This window comes from Sorangium sp. So ce124 (assembly GCF_051525235.1).
Lineage (GTDB): Bacteria > Myxococcota_A > Polyangia > Polyangiales > Polyangiaceae > Sorangium > Sorangium atrum.
The window spans coordinates 12,311,277-12,325,704 of record NZ_CP150312.1; the positions used below are offsets into that span (position 1 = coordinate 12,311,277).

The window sequence follows — 14,428 nt, forward strand, 5'->3', positions numbered from 1 at the left end:
CCTTCCCGAACAGCGTTTGCTGGAACGGCGCGCGTCGAGAGATGGTGCTCAACCCGGTTGCGCTCGACGTTCCGATCTCCGTCTTCAGGGCCACCCACCATCCGAGCCTGCTCCGCTGGGAGGGGGCGACGGCCGGAACGTCCGTCCCTGTCTCTGAGCGGGAGTTCCTTGAGGACTTCCTCGACGCCAAGCACTCCCACGTCTTCGACGTGGCGGTCGGCGACTCCGGGACCGGAAAGTCGCACTTCATCCGCTGGCTGCACCAGGAGACCCTCCATCGCTCGGCGAAGGACAAGGTGGAGCGACACATCGTCCCCATTCCTCGATCCAGCGCCAACCTCGCGGACGTCCTCCGCCGCATTCTCAAGGACTTCGGCGGCGAGACAACGCGGCGCCTCCGCGAGGAGGTCGAACGCCATCACGGCCTCTCGGAGGCGGAGGCGCGCCAGCGCGTGCTCGACGAGATCGCCATCGCCGTCGAGCACGCGGCGGCGCCGGCGGACGAGGACGAGATCACCCGCTACGTCCGCTCCCTCCTGCCCGCGCTCCTCCGCGATCAAGCGGTGCGCAATGAGCTGTGCTCGCGGAAGGGAGGCATCACCCACTGGCTCGCGCGCCACGTGCTCGGCCGCCGCGAGACGGGGGACGTCGACCAGCTGCGATGGCAGCCCTCCGATCTGGAGTTCCGGGCCGCCATCACCGTGCGCGCCGGCGAGGAGGCTCGAGAGCTGGCGGATGGAATGCGTACGGACGACGAGATGCGACGCATCGCCTGCGCCCTCCTGGATCGCGCCCACGGGCCCGCGCTCGCGGCGCTGCTCCGGTTTCGCAGCGGCGACCTCAAGCGCTCCCTGGAGGAGATCCGGCAGCAGCTCCGGCAGCAGCGCAAGGAGCTCGTCCTCCTCATCGAGGATCTGTCCATCACCGAGGGGATCGATGGCGAGCTGCTTGAGGCCCTCCAGGTGCGGACGCACGATACGGGGACCGAACTCTGCACGTTGCGGAGCATCATCGGCGTCACCAACGAAGATCACCTGCGGATGCGCGAGAACATCAAGGGGCGCGTCCTGCGGACGCTGCGCTTCGACGTGCCTCTCGGCGCGGACGACCCCAGCCGTGAGCAAGCGGTGCTAGCCGAGTTCGCGGCCCGCTACCTGAACGCAGCCCGCCTCGACGAGTCCGAGCTCGACGTGTGGAACGAGGCCGGGGCGGTGACGACTCCGCCCAGCGCCTGCGAGGAATGCCCGAACCGCCCGACGTGCCACCGGGCGTTCGGCGAAATCGGCGGGTACGGTACGTATCCCTTCACGGCAACTGCGCTCGGCCGTCTCTACCGGCGTGTCGCCGGCGAGGACGCGCGCACGCGCGCCTTCAATCCCCGCCTCTTGCTGCGCCGTGTCCTGAGCGCAACGCTAGAGGAAGCCGAGCGCAGCCTACCTCGCGGAGACTTCCCGCCGCGCGGGTTGATCGCGGCCTTCGATCTGTCCGGCACCACGGCGCAGCTTGAGCTCGCCCTGAGGACGCAGCTGGGCCTTGATGGCGAGCGCGTTCGCCACGCGATCGAGATGTATGCGGAGCATCCCTCGGTCGATCGGCCGGAGCTGCCTTCCGGCATCGCGACGGCCTTCGCCCTACGACTCCCGGACATCGGACCCGCGCCCGCTCTGCCCGCCGTGAAGCGCACCAATCGACCCGTGGCCGAGCCGCAGCCTGTAGAGCCGCAGCTCGACGCCTTCGATCGCTGGCTGCGCAAGGAAGAGGTGGCCGACTCGGACCTGAATGCCTGGCGAGTCAGGATCCACGAAGCCATCTCGGCCACGATCGACTGGGATACGGAAGGGCTGGCCCCACTCAAGTCCAGCTTCGGGAGGGCGAGCATCTATCTTGAAGGCCAGTTCACCCGCATCCACGGCCCCCCCATCCTCGAGGTCATGCGCTCCGCGGAGGCGGCGATCACGCTGCGCACCCTCGCCTACCCCACCACGCGCAAGCTGAGCAGCGGCAGGCAGAATCTCCTCGTCGCGCGCACGACCATCGAGCGATGGGCGGCCTCCGTCCGCGAGGCGCTCGCATCACGCTTCCTCCCCCCCAAGGACGCAGATCCGATCGCGCTCGCCGTGCGGATCCTCGCCATCGGCGCGTTCCTGCGAGGCCAGGGCGGCCGCTCCCTCAGCGAGGCTGAGATGCTCGATCACGCGCTCAAGCTGGACTGGGAGGTCGACCGCACGGCCGAGCGAGGGAGCGCGTGGAGCGCACTCCTGCGTGCCTACAACAAGACCGCACCGAAGGTCCAGCGGCTGGTCGTCCACGCACTCGGCTGCACCAAGGGTGGTGACGCCGGCAACTTCCTCGAGCCTTCCGGCGTGCTCGAGATCCTGTCCGCCACGTGGGAACAACCATCGCTTGGTGCGGCGCCGGAAGACGCGGCGTCCTGGGGCATCTACAAGGACGTGGCGGAGCTCGCGCTGGCGGTCCAGCAACACCTTGAGCAGGCTCGTTCGGAGGAGTTCGCTGCCGCGGAGGGCTGGCGTGCCAGGGTGCAGGGCTGGACGGGCGACGACTCGCTGAGCAACACGCTCACTTGGCTCCGCGAAGCGCGGGAAGCCGCTGAGACGACCGGGCTCCTGAACGCACCCCTGCGCGACGCGCTCGCCCATCTTGAGGACAAGCCCGTCGACAAGTGCCTCGCCACGGTGAGCGACGCCCTCAACACCAAGGAAGAGGCCACGCGCCTCAACGCCCTCGGCCGCATGTCCCGCCCACTGATGGCGCAGATCGAACGGTGCCTGGATCTCGCCGATCGCATGCTCACCGAGTGGACCGGCAAGTTGCAGAAGCAACTGCAGGACGCCCATGGCGGCGCGGACTCGACGCAGCTGGCACAAGAGATCCGCGACGCGCTGAAGAGCATCGCCACCGATTACCAAACCTTCCTCGAAACGGAGTCGACCGATGGCTGAGCCCACCGCCCGGCGGCGCTCGCCGGCCGCGCGCAGCCCCAAGGGACCGCAGGGACCCCTCGGGCAGAAAGCTCGGCGCCTGCAGGATCTGGCGGCTCAGCTCCGCGATCAACACACCACGGTGCGCCACCTCGAAGAGCTGCAGGTGCGGCGCGACGAGTTGCGCAAGATCGCGTCGGAGCTCTCCGCGACCGCCGGCACAGCGAGGTTGTTGAGAGCCGACCTGGGTTCGCTCCTCGCACTGCCGGACGTCGGCGCGGCCCTCGAAGAGGTCCGCACCCTCGAGGCGCGCGACTGGGAGCACCTTGAAGCGGCGAGTGACCGGTTGCCCGCCGCCATCCGCAAGCCGATCGTGGCGCTCGAGAGCGCTCTACGCGAGGCCTGGAAGTCGTCGGCGAGTGCGGATGTCCGCGCCGCACCGCTCGTCCAGCTGCTCGCCCGCCTCAACGGGCACGCGTCCGCGAGGAACCGCATCCAGACCCTGCTCGCCCAGCTCGCCACCGAGGCCTCTCGCCTGCCGAGCACGCAGGAGGCCCTCGAGCGGGTCCGCGAGCTGCAGCGGGTGCTTAGCGTCGAGATCGACGCCCTCGAGAAGCGCGGACTCGACGAGGAGGTGATGCGCTTCTTCCAGGAGGCGATGACCGGCGCATCGCTGGCCAAGCTCCTCGAGAACGCGTCGCTCCTCGAGCAGCTCCGCAAATGCAAATTGCTGGAGTACTTCACCATCGTCCTCAAGCCCCCTGCAAAGCCGAATACCTGATGACGCCCGCTCATAAGACCATTCTCGGCGCGCTCTACGGCCTCGAAGAGGCAGCGCTGCAGCAGCAGCGACTCGATTCGTTCTTCACGCCTGCGGAGGTTGCCGCGGCCCTCGCGGCGGACGATCCGCATCGAAACGACGCATCGTGGGTCCGAACCGTGCTCGAGGAGCTCTGGGTCCGCCGCAAGGTGCTCCAGATCGCCCCCGAGGGCGCGGAGCCCAGGCTAGTCGACGTCCTTCTCGAGGGCGACGATGCCATCGGCGATGGCCCTTGCGGCCTCCCGGCCGAACAGCATGACGCACGCGGCAACGACGGCCACCCCTGGGAGCGCGTCGCGCTCTACGACGCCTCCGTCGAGACGCGGTATCGCTCGCGTGTCGCGGAAATCGGGCGGCTCCTCTCCCGGAACCACCAGCGCTTCCGCATGCTGCCGAGCACCGGGCTGCTTCGCTACGAGCGTAGGCCGCAGATACGCCCCTCCTACGTCGTCGATCTCATGGCGCTCCGGAACCGGACAGTGGACGGGATCCGCGCGGGCGAGGTTCGGCTCCCCGCCCTCGGCGGGATCTCGGAGGTTCACCCGCTCGATGTCCGCGTGAACCGCGACGCGCTGAGCCGCGCGGTGCGGGCTGCGCTCGATGCGCTTCTCGACCTTCTCATGGAGCGTGCCGTGCCGGCGAAGCTCGCCGAGTTTCAGGAGCAGTCCTTCATTGCCACGCTTGCAGGTCTCTACTCGAGCGAGTATCGCCGGTCCCGCACGGGCCATATCGTCACCGCCGGAGTCGGATCCGGGAAATCGTACTCATTCCAGCTGGGAGCGCTCGTCCACGCCGCGTACAGGGCGATTCACAACGAGACCGGGATTGGCATCCTCTTGATCTATCCGCGCGTAGTGCTGGCGACGAACCAGTTCCAGGAGCTCGAGCGTCTCGTCGAGCGCACCGCCATGAGACTCGGCGTGCCCATCGCGCCCCCCGAGCTCGACGCTGGCGGGCGGCTCGGCGAGCAGTCCGCGGGCTCGGCCCCGGTCAAGGGGCAGAAGTTCCATTCGATACGCAACGTCTACCAGGGCTCGACGTCGATCCTGATCTCGAACCTGGACACGCTCGCCAATCGCATCGTCCACCCTGAGGCCAGCGCGGGCCTCACCGGGCCGCTCGACCTGATCGTCCTCGATGAGGTGCACCTGCTCAGTGGCCTCTACGGCGCGCACGGGGCCATGCTCCTCAAGCGCCTCCTCCTGGCGCGGCGGCTCTGGCGCCTGCGCTGGGACGACCCGAGTGCCGCCCTCGAGGACCTGCTCGGCGCCACGGTCGACATCCCGCCGCCGTACATCCTCGGGGCCAGCGCCACGATCGCCCAGCCCCGGGAGCACCTCGCGCGTGTGCTCGGCTCCACGCCCGAGCAAATTCTGCACGTTCAGGTCATCGAGCCCGAGGCAACGGGTTGGGTGCACCATTTCTTCCTCCGTCAGCGGCCCGAGGCGAGCAGCCTCACAGCGGCTATCAACGCCACCTCGTGCCTCGTCCACAACCGGCGCGACGGGCTACACCACGAGTACTACCAGCGGCGTGGCGGGGGCGCTCCCCTACGGCTCGACGAGCTCCCGAACCCGATCCTCCCGTCGAGCGGGGTCGAGCCGCGCGAGCCTCGTGAGATCCACAAAACGCTGGGATTCTGTGACTCGCTCGACGGGGTGAACCGCTGGTCCGATCTCCTCGCGGACAACGAGCGCACCAAGGCGCAGTCGATGTCGGCAAGCGCGAACCCCATCCAGTCGATCCCCTATTTCGCCCTCTTTCAAGAGCCGCTCTGGCGCGTCGTGCACCACGGCGACTTCTCGCAGAAGCCGCCCACCTGGCGCAGCGAGGCGATCCGGCACTATGGCTCCCTCTGCCGCGACTGCAAACGCGGCGTCCGGCGCACCATCCCGCGCATCCCGTCGGGGCTCCGCCAGGCGCAAACGGACGCGCTCGAGAGGCTCTGGAATCACGCCGATCCGAACAACGAAGAGTCCTACCTGCGTCGATTGAACGTCCTGCCAGACGACCTGAGCTCCCCGTTCTTCGCCCCCATTGTCCAGGCTTCCACGCAGGCTACCATCGGCAACCTCGATGCGTGCGGCTTCCTCCGGGCGGGCCTTTGCTGGTGGTGGTCGAGAGACCACCTCGGCAACAACCACCCGAAGCCCCCTGCGCGGAACACGCCCCTCCACGGCTATCTCCAGGCTCGCCCGAACAACACGGGGCGCCACAGCCCGGTCAACGGGATCCGCGTCCACTCCTTCACCTCGAAGACCGGGCTCGACTCGGACATGGAGTCGATCAACGAGGTGTTCCGAGGTCCCGCGAAATCGGTCTTCCGTCACTCCGAGTTCGGCGACGATCCGGAGAACTGCAGCCTGGTGATCGGCTCGCCGCGCATTGAGGTAGGAGTCGATCTCTCCCGCGTCCGCGAGGGCGTCACTTTCCGCGCCATGCGGGACCCGGCGAGCCTACAACAGAAGGTGGGCCGCGTCGGCCGCGAGCTCGCCTCCGACAGCGTCGTCGTCCACATCGTCACCGAGAACGCGCGCGACCATTTCTATTTCCGCAACCCACGAATCGCTCTCGACCCCGATTACCTCCAACCCATCCCGCTCCACGAGAATAACCGCATCGTCGCCAAGAATCACCTCTTCATGGCGATCTTCGACTTCCTGCTGCTCACGGGCTCGGGTCCCGCCTCGCACCGTCCCGCGGCCGACGGCGATCGCCTGATGCTGATCAACGATCACAAGAACCCGAAATCGTTCTCTGGTTGGGATCGCAAGGCCGCCGCGGTCCACGACTTCTTCTCAGGCGCCCATCCGCGGGCCTCCGTCAACCTCGATAACCTGCGCGCCTACCTGAGGCTCCTCGGCGCCGAACCGGCCGACATCGAGGCGCCCGGATACGTCGATCGGGGTCCCGCGGGGGCGCCGTGCTCGCTGCCCGCAGGAGCGCTGGACGTGTTCCGCCACGACTTCGGCCCCAACTTCTTCCTGACCCCGCTGCCGTTCAGGCCGTCGCCGCTGTCGCTCGCGCAACTCGCGGCCTGGAGCAACCCGCCTCCCACGCTGGCAATCCCTGCCCCGCCCCGTCACCTCGAGTTTCTGCGGACGTACCACACCAGCGACGCGCCCAAGCGCCGCTCGTATTTGCACAACCTGCTCACCCTCCCACTCTTCCGCCTCGGTCTTCCTTCGGCGAAGGTGCCTGGAAACCAACCGTTCCTCTGGACGCCAAACCTCTTCGAATCGGTCGGACGCGAGTACGTCCCGGTGTTCGAGGAGGGGAACAACCGCCCGGCGGAATTCGAACCGCTGACCGTGGTCCTCAGCCTCCTCGTGCCGGGCACAGTTACCTATCGGTACGACACCACGCCCTCCAAGGTGCCGGTCAGCCAGTTCGGCGCACGCGGCCTCGATCAGCGTCAGCGCGGGCTCGAGGACGTCCTCCTCGCGGTCTCCGAGCCGGATTATTTCGAGCCGACCCCCTGCCCTCCCGTGCGGCCGGACGAGCTTCCCGACGACTTTCCGGATCGCAACCAGCCCGTCGCCGTGTACAAGCCGCGGCGGGTGGACCTCCTGCCCTCTTGGAGCGAGCCGATTCCGCATCTGGAAGGGCTATTGTGTGACAACGACGAGCGCAGTCTCGGATCTGGACCGTCGCTCCCGCCCATGCCCACGCCACCGCGCTGCTTCGCGCTGCGCTGGTATCGGCTCACCCCCTCGGCCAGCCAGCAATCGGCCATTCCCGACCGTTTACAGGCGCGCTACCGGGCCCCCACCGGCGCCCCACCGATCCCGCCCGCGCCGAGGCCGCCAGTCCTCCAACTGTTCGGCACACTCTCCTTCGACGGCGCGCTCGAGGTCACCACGTTCGTCTGGGGGCTGGACCGGCAGTTCATGACCCGGACCGTCGAACCCGCGCGCCTCGTCTATCGCAGCGCCGATCCGCAACTCTACGGTCCCGTCGTGCTCGGCCACCATTACCCGACGACCGGTCTGCGGTTCGAGGTCGACCTCCAGACGGGGAGCCCGCTCAACGGTTTTCTGGACGCCGTGTTGCGAGAGGTCGCCTCGCCTGTTCACCAGGCGCTGCTCGGACACACGCTGCACGCCTTCCTCCAGGAGAACGCGCGCGCCCCCGTCAACCCCAATAACCCTCCCTGGGCCGAGCAGGCTCGCCCGTCCGTGTTCATCGTCCGCAACCTGCGGACCATCCTCTGGTTTCATCTCCTTGAGCAGTGGCACCCGCCGAGCGTCGCGAACGCCCGCCCTACCGCACCGCCGCGCTTCACGCTGGATGATCTGGTGGGCTGCTTCACCCCGGGGCACTCGCGGTATCTCGATCGGAATCGCTTCCAGCGTGTCTCTAGGTGGATCGCCTCGGTGCAGAACCCGGCCTCGACCAACGATCGCGCCGATACGCTGATTGGCAGCTACGATTACTTCCTCGAGGCCTGCCAGCGCGTCGCGAACTTCGACCCTACCTTCGTTCGACGGACGGCCGCGCGCCTCTTGCTCAACTCTCTCGGCCTCGCCATGCATGCCGCGGCCCTGCGTCTGAGCGGCGCCGAGTCCGAAAACCTGTCGTACTTCTATCAGCACCGGGACCAGGCTCCCTCGGAGATCGTGCTGTTCGACAGCGACGAGTTCGGCAACGGCACGTGCGATCTCCTCCGGCGCAACTTCCACGTCTCCGCGATCGAGCGCGTCCTCGTCGCCCGCGAGACGGCGCTTGGGGGTTCGCCGGACCCCCTGCCCACCAACGATTTTGTCGACTGCCTGGAGGACGCTCTCCAGGAGTGCGCGAGCAGCCAGGCCTCACACCTGGCCTTCCACGGCGTGGGCACCTCCCACGGGTGCTGGCGCGATCTCGACGGTCAGCGGCTCGGAGAGCGCCAGATCGCCGGCCGGGTCTTGGACTTCGTGCGAGGCGGCCTCGGCCTCGCTTCGTTCGACGATCTGGTGTTGCTCCAGTGGGTCCCCGAGTTCCTCGCGCACGTGAGCCAGTACCCCGCCCACGGCCCTGCGCCGCTCGTCGGCACTTCTGCGTACCCGACCTTCCAGGCGCTCGAGTCCGCCGTCGGCTTCTGCGTCGATGGCTGCGTCTCCTGCATCGTCGCCCCCGAGCAGAACCTCCACGGCGTGCTCACGGCGCGCGAGACGGTGAGCAAGCTGCTGCTCGACGCGCTCTATCGCGAGTGCGTCTGCACGTCGGCCGATCCGATGACACTCTTCACGTACCCGGGCAGCGGTCCAGCGCGCACCGTCGACTGGTCCGAACTCGGCGTCACTGTCGCGTCCGCTCTCGGCCGGACCCCCACGGGCCTCTCGAGCTTCGCCGTCACGCTGAACGGTAGCAGCGGGACGTCGGACGTCACGGTGTTCCCGGCAACGACTCCCGGCTCGTGGGATCGTGTCTTCCGGCCCGATTGGAGCCCCTCGGCAGCGCCGACGCCGCGCGTCCGACCTCGCATGCCCCTTTAGGAGTCGCCATGCCCAACGTATCTTGGCAGGAGCCCCAGATCCTCGTCGACCTACTCGCCATCAACCTGCTCGCCGAGGAAAACGAGATGATGCTTCCCGGAGCAATGGAGATCTCCGTCGTTTCCCCCTGGCTCAGCGAGGTTGAGCTCTCCTTGCGGCCGGGGTTGTGGCATCGTCAACTCCAGATCGAGCGCTCCGCGGCGAGCTATGGCCTCAGCCGGATTCTGCAACGGTTTCTCGTCAGGGGCTGGGCAGTCGACATCGCCGTCCTCGCTTACGGCTTCAACCCTTGCGGAATTCACAAGGATCCTAACGCCCACACCCGAGAGAGGCAGGTGCTCAGTCGTCTCCTCGGTCTCGGCGCGACCGTCCATCTCGTGCCAGATCTCCACGCGAAGGGCGTCGTCACGCCGCTTGGCCTCCTTACGGGCTCGACCAATATAACTCGCAGTGGCCTGTTCCTCCAGACGCAGAACGCCCTGTACTTCGCTCACGATCATGTAGAATACCCGCCCAACCGGCAGAATCTGCGCGCGTGCTATCAGCGCTCGCCGAAGGCGGCGTCCATTCCCTGACTCTCGACCTCCGCTGCTCAGGACCCGTTCAGGATCAGCTGACGCCCTGTGGGCGCCCCCGGGCGGTTCCAGACCAGCGACTTGTACTGCACCACGAGGTAGTTGGTCAGCATCTGGATGTCCTTGGTCGTGTTCTGGACCTCGTTCCACTTCCGCTGCTGCCCGGGCCCGAAATCCCAGTACCCATCGGTCCAGCGACACAGCGGCTTGAGTGGCTTCAGGTCCTTCGCGAACATTGCTTTGGTTGGCAGCCCTTTTTTGCGGTACCGCTCCGAGATCGTGTCCATTAAAAACCCGAGGCTCACGACCCCGGCGCCATGCATCAGGCGCGACTTCTTGGGGGGCTGCCCCCACGCTTCTCCGAACACCTCTTTGACCGCGCTCCAGAACGCGAAGAGAACGCCGAGCATGGTGTCCGTATCCACCTCGCTTCCGCTCCCGTCCCGCAGGCGGTAGAGAACCCCGTCGCTCAGGCTGTTCTCCAGCATCTTGAGGACCGAGTTGTCCTTGATGGTGCCCGACGGGTTCGTTACTGTGTGAATCATTCCGTGGAGAGGCGAGGCCTGGTCCTGATTCAGCCGGGTCATGAGAAAAGCAGGCAGCCTCCGGCGCTGGAGGAGCGTCGGGAGAGCGGTATCGGTACCGGGAAGCAACTCGTAGATGAGCCCCTTCGGGAGCGGCTTCGTCGAGTTGACGAGGATGAACTGCTCCGTTTGCTCACGAACGTCGTCCGTCACGAACGCGCTCGCGCAAATGGGGAAGGAATCGACGGTCGCGTCCCGGATGGCCGCGAGGCGCTGCTGACCGTCGACGATGAAGCCGGGTCGCTCCTCCTCAGGTGCCTCCTCATCGATCGGGATGAAGAGCGTCCCAGGGCGAGCATAGGGGCTGCATGGCCCCGCCTGCGGTTCGAAGCGCACACGAGAGTCGAACGCCAGCACCACGGCGTTCGGGATCATAGGGGACGCGCTCTCCACATAGGCTCGGATCTCCTCGATGTGCGCCAGGACTTCCGGCCGCTGGTAGCCCTGGAGCTCGTCTCCGTCCTTCCGCCGGATGCGGGACACCGTCGCGAACTTCGGCACCAGCTTAGCGTCCACCGCGAAGGTGTAGAGGGTGCGTTTAGGCGACTGGCGCACCTCGATGGCTGGGAAACAGAGCTCGGTCGTCATGAGAATACCTCAGGGGCGGACACGCGACGTGTGCGTGGAGACTCTCGCGCGGTGGTCTCGGCGACGCCACCGCCGAGCTCCCGCGCGAGTTTTCGGTAGAACACCCACGTATTATGGAAACCGCGGCGACGGTTCCGCTCCGCGCCACGGAACAGGATCACGTGATGGCCGAGCTCGCGGCAGACGTCGCAGTGGCATTGCGTCCAGGGGCGATCGGTGAGTACCTCGCGATACACATCGCGATGGCTCGACGGAACGCCGCACAGCTCGTCGTATCGCTGGAGGGCGTCGAGTACCACCTCGACCTTGACCTCGCCCGCATCGAGTCGCCGCATCCCGTCGAGACAGGCACGCTCGAGCTCGCGGGCCTTTCCCTGCGGCACGTTGCCCGACGAGATCCGTTTTTGCAGCTTCGGGTTTCCCTCCACCTGGGGGACACGCACAGCTACATACGTGCGGTCCATCGTGTAATAGTTGTCCTTATCGTCTTTGAATGCCTGTCGAAGCGGCGATGTGCTGTCGAAGCTCTCGACGCCCATCTTCGCGAAGGCCTGCATTTGCTCAGTGCGTGTGACCCCGAGGAGATGAAGCCGGGTATCCTTCCGCCGTACGCCGTCGATGGCTTCGAGCCCAGCCAGGATCTCCGGCGTCTTGAGGGGAACCATCCCGCCGACTGCGACATGGCGATATCCCATTTTCTGGAGCTGCTCGGCGGCCCGTGCGTAAGAGCGCGGGCTCCAGCCCTGCGCGACGCCGAGCGGTTGGAACGGGAGGCGATCGTTCTTCCATCGTGTGAAGAACTCCTGCGCGAGCTCAAGCGTGATCTCCTGTCGCTCGCGCAGTTCGGCGGGCACCTGGGCACCCGGCTTGTCCCACTCGGTGCTATACGCGAGAATCACATGATCGACGGAGATGCCGTAATCGAAGCCGCAGTCAACGTAGAATCGGATCACCTCGTCGACAGTGTACGGTGGCACCTGATCCTTGACATATGTGAAGGCTCCACAGTCGCCCATCGTTGCGATGGGCATGTTGTCCTTCCGATCGATGCGGAAGAACTCGCGCGCCCCGACGCGGAGGAGGCGGTGGCGCTGCGCCAGCGTGTAGCGCCCCCCGGAGTTTTCGGAGCCGTCGACGATGCCCTTCGAGACCAGGATGCCGTCGAGCACCCGCTCCTTGAAAATCTCGTGGGCGTAGAGGTCGTCGCGCTGGCGCAGGCGCGTCGCGGACCTTCGCTCCCGCTCGAAGTCGAAGGTCGGATCGACCAGGTCTTGGCTGTCAGGCAGGAAGTACTTCACCGCGCCACCCCCACTCGATCATGGTAGGTCCGAAGCAAGAAATCTGTCAGACTGCGGACGTGCGTGGGCACGTTCTGGACCTCATTCCACCGCAGGCCGAGGTCGCTCCAGGAGCCCGACGTCCAGCAACAGACGCGGGTGAGCGGTGCAAGCTCACGGAGCACGCGCCGCCGCGCGTCGGAAGCTTCGATGTCGATGGATCCCATCACCCGGTCCATCAGGCGGCCCATCGCACGCAATCCGGCGCTGTGCATCAGGCGGCTCTGGGTCGGCGGCTGCCCCCAGGCGTCGGGGAAGGTGTCCCGTACAGCACTCCAGTAAATGAGCAGGAGCTTTCGGATGCTGGTGAAATCAGTCTGCGCGGTGGCCACGTTGCGGTAGGCGAACAGACAGCCGGAGGGGGTTGTGAGGCTCTCCTGCAGGATTTGCATGACAGACGTATCAGCGAGCACCTCGGTCTTTCGCGCCGCCTTCGTCGACGAAGCCCTGCGAATCAGGCCGAAAAAGGGAGATTTCGGATCTCGATTCAGAAGGTCGCAGAGGACTGCGGGGGCACGCCGGATGGCGAGGTTCGCCGGCAGAGTCGTGTCGATGTCCGGAAGGAGTTCAGTGATGAGTCCGCGTGGCAGCGGCTTGGTGCTGTTTACTAGAAGGAATTGCTCTCGCTGCGTGGCGATATCGTCGGCGACGAAGGCGTTGACAGCGACGGGGAAATCGTTGCGCTGGCTCCGAGAAAGGGCCATCGCACGCTGCTGGCCGTCGACGATCCAGGCGGGCTTTGGGTCGTCGATGCCTGGGATCGGGATCACGATGGTCCCTGCATGGGCGAGGCCGTCATCGGCCTCAGGGCCGCGCTCGCGCTGAAAGCGTACGGACGAGGAGAGGGACAGGATGATCGAGTTCGGGAACAGCATGCCGCCTTGGCGGCCGTCGAGATAGGCTTGGATGTTCCGGATGTGCTGGCGTACCTCGGGGCGTTGGTAGCCGAGCAACTCGCCTTGAGCGTCGCGTGCGATGCGCGAGATGTCCGCGATCTTCAGTATCTCTTCAGCGCGGAGGCTGAAGAGATAGAGAGGTCGCTCTGGGTCCTGCATGATGCGCAGTGCTCTGCGACGGATCACCGCACGGCGGATGATCCCCTTGTGGGCGGTCGTCTTCTTCGCGGCGCGCGCCATCAACGTTCCTTTACCTGGAGAAAAAGTTGCCTGAACCGTGACTGTTCGCATGCGCGCCCGCTGTCACGGAGGGCCCTGAGCAACTGCGTGTGCGTGGCCGCCGGATTGCTTCGAAGGTTCTGGGCTACGAAGCTGCGAACGGCCTCGTCGTCGAGTGGGGTTCGATCGTACTGCTGAGGAGGCGGCGCCGCGCGGGCTAGCTCGATGAAGCGATCTCGTACCGCGGTGGCGGCGATCCCGCGTCGAGCGGCTTCCTCGAGGATGCGCCGGGCGATGCGTGCATGAAGGGAGAGTCGGCTCCCGCCGACCGTCGTCTGTAGGGACGCGACAGATGGGATCCAGTTCCGGCGCAGCGTTTCGTGGGAAGCCCCTGGATCTCCGGAGACGATGAGCAGGTCGTCCTGATCCCGCAGCGCGGACACGGCTTGCACTAAGTCGTCCGCCACCGCGCGGACGTAGCGGGGCGAGGCCACGACGAGCAGCTTCGCACCCGCAGACGCCAGCGCCAGATCCGCCAGGGTCCGGGGTGCGGTCCGATGCGGCCCCGGCCGCCCGGCCAGCGAATGCCACCAGCGGCGCGCGATCTCATCGCTCGCGCTGCCTTCCGCGATGGAGTCGGGGTGGCCGGGCGTGAACGTCGCGCCGTACGCGCGGAGGTGCGCTTCCGCGGGCACGAGTCCGTACCCAGCGGACGCCACCCACAGGCGGGCGTCGAGTCCCGCATCGTGTGCAACGCGCGGCAGGTCGCGGACCACGGTCCAATGATCGCCGCCGTAGAGATCGACCGCCGGAACTGCCCGCGAGTTGTGCTGCTCGAGTGCGCGCCACCACGTGCCGAAGAGGTCCCCCGGACGCTTCGCGCGGACAGCGCGAATGCGCAGATCCGCCGGGATCGGAAGCCGCTTCCGATCGGTGCAACCGGCGACAATCTGGACGATGGGACGAGTCACGATCACCTTGGATTCTGCCCGA

At 66.7% G+C, this 14,428-nt stretch carries 8 protein-coding genes; 4 read left to right on the plus strand and 4 right to left on the minus strand.

The features are described 5' to 3' along the window. The first annotated feature begins 41 nt into the window (after window positions 1-41). From dpdH to WMF19_RS46255, 4 genes are read left to right on the plus strand one after another with little or no spacing between them, the layout of a single operon-like run. On the plus strand, window positions 42-2,960 hold the full coding sequence (dpdH, locus tag WMF19_RS46240) for a protein DpdH (RefSeq protein ID WP_437901752.1): 2,919 nt from the start codon (window positions 42-44) through the stop codon (window positions 2,958-2,960). Beyond that, window positions 2,953-3,720, plus strand: a complete 768-nt coding sequence (locus WMF19_RS46245; RefSeq protein ID WP_437896181.1) for a hypothetical protein — start codon at window positions 2,953-2,955, stop codon at window positions 3,718-3,720. The genes dpdH and WMF19_RS46245 overlap by 8 nt, the downstream gene beginning before the upstream one ends. Further along, window positions 3,720-9,236 carry a DEAD/DEAH box helicase gene (locus WMF19_RS46250; protein ID WP_437896182.1) on the plus strand — a complete coding sequence of 1,839 codons (5,517 nt, stop codon included), beginning with the start codon at window positions 3,720-3,722 and terminating at the stop codon, window positions 9,234-9,236. Before WMF19_RS46245 ends, WMF19_RS46250 begins: the two co-directional genes overlap by 1 nt. A gap of 8 nt (window positions 9,237-9,244) precedes the next feature. Then, a complete protein-coding gene (locus WMF19_RS46255) occupies window positions 9,245-9,811 on the plus strand; it encodes a hypothetical protein (protein WP_437896183.1) in 567 nt (188 codons plus the stop codon). Window positions 9,812-9,828: 17 nt separating this feature from the next. Here the strand turns inward: WMF19_RS46255 and dbpB (WMF19_RS46260) are convergent, their stop codons facing one another. Genes dbpB (WMF19_RS46260) through WMF19_RS46275 form a run of 4 tightly spaced genes read right to left on the minus strand, consistent with a single transcriptional unit; the run spans window position 9,829 to window position 14,412 of the window. Further along, window positions 9,829-10,983, minus strand: coding sequence for a DGQHR domain-containing protein DpdB (gene dbpB, locus WMF19_RS46260; RefSeq protein WP_437896184.1), 1,155 nt, complete (start codon window positions 10,981-10,983; stop codon window positions 9,829-9,831). Next, window positions 10,980-12,281, minus strand: a complete 1,302-nt coding sequence (dpdA, locus tag WMF19_RS46265) for a tRNA-guanine transglycosylase DpdA (protein WP_437896185.1) — start codon at window positions 12,279-12,281, stop codon at window positions 10,980-10,982. Before dpdA ends, dbpB (WMF19_RS46260) begins: the two co-directional genes overlap by 4 nt. Beyond that, the gene (dbpB, locus tag WMF19_RS46270) at window positions 12,278-13,456 is read right to left on the minus strand and encodes a DGQHR domain-containing protein DpdB (RefSeq protein WP_437896186.1); all 1,179 of its coding nucleotides are present in this window, start codon (window positions 13,454-13,456) and stop codon (window positions 12,278-12,280) included. The genes dpdA and dbpB (WMF19_RS46270) overlap by 4 nt, the downstream gene beginning before the upstream one ends. Further along, window positions 13,456-14,412: a hypothetical protein gene (locus tag WMF19_RS46275; protein WP_437896187.1), complete on the minus strand. Its 957-nt coding sequence runs from the start codon at window positions 14,410-14,412 to the stop codon at window positions 13,456-13,458. The genes dbpB (WMF19_RS46270) and WMF19_RS46275 overlap by 1 nt, the downstream gene beginning before the upstream one ends. Between the last annotated feature and the right edge of the window lie 16 nt (window positions 14,413-14,428).